Source organism: Roseixanthobacter psychrophilus (assembly GCF_043195195.1).
Taxonomy (GTDB): domain Bacteria; phylum Pseudomonadota; class Alphaproteobacteria; order Rhizobiales; family Xanthobacteraceae; genus NCEH01.
The window spans coordinates 1-3934 of sequence record NZ_JBAFWT010000096.1; the positions used below are offsets into that span (position 1 = coordinate 1).

General features: G+C 64.0%; 3 protein-coding genes and 2 pseudogenes. 1 reads left to right on the plus strand and 4 read right to left on the minus strand.

What is annotated here, in order from left to right:
* Positions 1-56: 56 nt before the first annotated feature.
* The 4 genes and pseudogenes from V5F77_RS28280 to V5F77_RS28295 form a co-directional block, all read right to left on the minus strand.
* Positions 57-299 (minus strand): hypothetical protein, encoded by a 243-nt coding sequence (locus V5F77_RS28280; RefSeq protein WP_429008394.1) that lies wholly within the window; start codon positions 297-299, stop codon positions 57-59.
* A gap of 169 nt (positions 300-468) precedes the next feature.
* Complete coding sequence (locus V5F77_RS28285) at positions 469-888, minus strand: hypothetical protein (RefSeq protein ID WP_348842699.1); 420 nt, start codon at positions 886-888, stop codon at positions 469-471.
* Positions 878-1138, minus strand: coding sequence for a type II toxin-antitoxin system Phd/YefM family antitoxin (locus V5F77_RS28290; protein WP_348842698.1), 261 nt, complete (start codon positions 1136-1138; stop codon positions 878-880). Before V5F77_RS28290 ends, V5F77_RS28285 begins: the two co-directional genes overlap by 11 nt.
* Positions 1139-1346: 208 nt before the next feature.
* A pseudogene (locus V5F77_RS28295) lies at positions 1347-2138 on the minus strand (IS110 family transposase); the annotation flags it as partial.
* 179 nt (positions 2139-2317) lie between these two features.
* Here V5F77_RS28295 and V5F77_RS28300 point away from each other — a divergent pair.
* A pseudogene (locus V5F77_RS28300) lies at positions 2318-3874 on the plus strand (ISL3 family transposase).
* Positions 3875-3934: the final 60 nt, after the last annotated feature.

A 3934-nucleotide genomic window follows, 5' to 3' on the forward strand; every position in this document is an offset into this window, starting at 1 on the left:
GGCCGTGACCCGGACACAGGCGGCAAAGAGGATGGGATGGGCTTCGTAGCCACCGATCACAGGAGCCCCTGCCACCAGGCCACGCCCACCACCCTCACCAGGCGGGACGCGCGCCGCAGCGCTCGCTCCCCGTCCCGGCCACCGCCAGTCGGGACGCCGACGCTCACGCATGGTGATGGATAACCCGGCCCGCGCTGCTCGGTCACGCAGACCGCGCCGCGTCGGCGCCCGCCTGAACCGCAGATCGCCACCTCGGCGAGAGCCTTCACGTCGAACCGGCGCCCCGGTCCCGGCTGCATCCGCGACAATTCGCAAGGCGACGAGGCGATCCCATCTTGGGCACCATCGACCCGCCAGAACCGCTGCCGGCACCGTCGACAAGCGGGGCGCTCAACGAACGCCGTGAGCGAAGAGGGCGACACGCTCCGCGGTCGGCACAGAAGCCTTCCGGCAAGTCCGTAACGCCGGCTAGTCGGTGCGATCTATGCGCGCCTGTCCGGCCCGGACGAGGGGAGACACCGCGCTCGCAAGCTGCATCATGAAGGAGCGGCTGAAGCGTCCCAGCAGGGGCTCGCCCGCATCGAGATAGAAGGACCGCTCGACGATATCGTAATTGTACTCGCTGACGGTGATCCAGGCCCGCTTGAGATCGCTGAGCCCGCCGCGCCGGCATTCGATTTCGGGAACCTCGATCGCAACCTGCTCGGAGCCGGGCTGGCGGCTTGAAATCGCCAGAAGCGCAAGGTGCGTCAGACCGTCCGATCCGCGCACTGCGAGGATAACGCAGACGGGTCGATCCTTGCGACCTTCGGTCTCGCCGTGTTCCTGCTGCCACTTCCAGAGATACGGATACTGAATGATCGTGCCGGGACGCAGGTCACCGGTCATCGTCGTAGCCTTCGCCCGTCGCCAGACGGTCGAGCTCGGCCGAGAACAGCGAGGCGACGTCGTCCGGCGTCTCGCCGGCGGCGTATGCGCGGCGGGGATCGCCTTCGCCCCTGATCTTCTGGTAGTGCTCGTAACTCATCATGACGAAGCGGGGCTTGCGATACCGCGTGATGACGATCGGCGACTTCGTCGCCGCATCGGTGACTTCTCCGACCTGCTTGTTGAGGTCATTGGTGGTGAAGGCGCGCATGTGAAACCTCCGCGCTAATATCCATGCTTTCCATGATATCCATGTTTCCCATGATTTCAAGGGAAACGACGCTCACGCGCCGCCCCCGAACCGCCAGACCGGGATGCCCATCGCCTTCGCCTTGTTGGCGAGGTTGTCGGTGATCCCGGAGCCTGGGAAGACCACGACGCCAATCGGCAGCGCCTTGAGCAATTCGTCATTGCGCTTGAACGGCGCCGCCTTCCCCCGATTGATTGAGCACGGGGGTCAATCCCAGCGCCGGACCGACGGCACGGGAGTTGCTGAAGCGGGCCGGAACATCGATGGTGCTGGTGAAGGCTAGCGAGGTGACAGGACCGACGCCGGGGATCGTCATCAATCGTCGGCAGGTCTCGTCACCACGGACGATCGATAGCAGCTTGCGGTGGAGCTCCATGAATGTCTCTCGCAGCTTTTGCCGCGCCGCCAGCAAGGGCTTCATAATCTCGCCGAGGTCCGGCATGCCATCGACAAGCTCGCGGATGCGATCGTCGAACCCGGCCGTTCCAACGATGCCGACCTTGAGTCCGAAATTGCGCAGCAGTCCGCGGATGTCGTTCTCGATGTCGATCGCTTTTTCCTGCAACAGCTTGCGGGCGGTCAACAGGGCGCGGCGACGCTGGCTGGCCAATGTCTTGACATGCACGGGCCGGAACAGATTGACCCGCATCATCTGCGCGATGCCGCGGGCGTCGTTGCGGTCGGTCTTGTTCACCTGAGCTTTCAGGAATGCTTTCGCATGCCGGGTCTCGATGCAGATCGCGGGCAAACCCGCCTCCGCCAATCCGCTGAACAGCCATTGCGATAACGGGCCGGCTTCGAGCCCGATCCGAACGAACTGCCACGAGGAACTTTTCAAAGCCTGGACGAGGTCCTCCGGGTGGCTGAGGACTTTGATCTCGCGGCAGATCGCGCCCGTTTCGTCCACGATACACACCGACGTCTCTTTCACCGAGACGTCCAGTCCGGCATAATATTTCATGCTGCGCTTCCTTTCCTGATGCTTGTGGCTGTTCCAAACAGACCACGTTCTATCATCAGCTCGAAGCGCAGCACCTCCTGCATCCCTCCGCGAGGGGCTCAAGCCGAATACCCCATCTGACTCATTTTTGATGGAGTTCGAGATTCGTCTGGCGTTGATTTTGAATTGGAATCAACACCATGGCACACTCACTCCGATCTTCGACCGTGGTCCCGCGTGGATTCGTGGTGGACGATGTCAGCAGCGACAGCGCGGGCACGCTGATCACGGTTCGCGCGGTTGGCAAGGCGAGTTCGTGCCCAGGATGCGGAAGAACATCACAGCGAGTGCACAGTCAGTATCATCGGCATCTGGCGGACCTGCCGATGGCGGGCAAGCCAGTTCGGCTCGTCGTCCGGGCGCGACGTTTCCACTGCGACACAGTGCTCTGCGGCCGGCGCATCTTCGCGGAGCGCTTCGACGCCAAGGTTTTGGCGCCGTGGGCGCGGCGTACTGCCCGCCTCGACCACATCGTCCACCACCTGGGGCTGGCGCTGGGCGGGCGGCCGGCGGCGAGCTTCGCCCGCAGGTTGATGTTGCCGGTCAGCAATGACACCCTGCTGCGGGTCGTGCGGCGCCGTGGCAACCAGCATTTCGTCCCACCAACGATCATCGGGATCGACGACTGGGCGTGGCGGCGCAACCAGCGCTATGGCACGATCATCTGCGACCTTGAGCGCCGCAGGACCATCGCTCTCTTACCCGACCGAGAGCCCGCGACAGCGCAAGCGTGGCTCACCTGCCAGCCGCAGATCACCATCGTCGCTCGTGACCGCGGCGGGGGCTATGCGACGGCTGCGGCCAAGGCGCTGCCGACGGCCACCCAGGTGGCGGACCGCTGGCACCTGATGGAGAACGCCAGCCGTGCCTTTCTCGATGCGGTGCGCAAATCCATGCGTCAGGTCCGAGCCGCGATCGGCGCCGCAACCATCGACCCTGATCTGCTCACGGCCGCCGAGCGGCTTCAGTATGAGGGATATCTTCGTCGGGAAGACGCAAACGGGACCATCCTCGGCTTCGCGAAGGACGGGATCGCGATCAAGGAGATCGTGCGCCGCACCGGGCATAGTCGTAGCTTTGTTCGCAGGATCCAGCGCGGCGAACGCACGGACGTCTTCCGTTCGCGGGAAAGTTAGCTCGAACTGTACCTGCCGTGGCTCGAGGACAAGTGGGCAGCCGGCGAACGCAACGGCGCGGAGCTGTGGCGACGCCTCAAGCGCCAAGGCTTCCGCGGTTGCCTTCGGGTCGTCACCGAGTGGGTGGCACGTCGTCGGCGCGCCGAACGGATGGACAATGATGCACTCAGGCGAACGCCTTCGGCGCGCACCATCGCGCGCCTCATGACCATTGGCCGGGACCGCGTGTCCAAATCCGAGAGCGTCACGATCGTGGCCATCGAAGCCGCCGTGCCGCTCCTCGTCGAGGCGCGAGAAATCATCGCCGCGTTCCAGGCCATGATCCGCAAGAAGATTGTCGCAGAGCTCGAGCCATGGCTCGAGCGGGCCAGATCCAGCCTGGTCGCGTCATTCGCCAACGGCGTCGTCAAAGATCGGGCCGCGGTGGTGGCCGCCATCACCTCGCACTGGTCCAATGGCCAAACCGAAGGGCAGATCACCAAGCTCAAACTCGTCAAGCGCCAGATGTATGGAAGAGGAAAGCTCGATCTTCTCCAGGCCCGCCTCGTCGGCGCTCCATAGATCTTCTTCACCAAAACTGCGTCAGACCCAATATTCGGCGCCGATAGGGGGTCAGGTTTC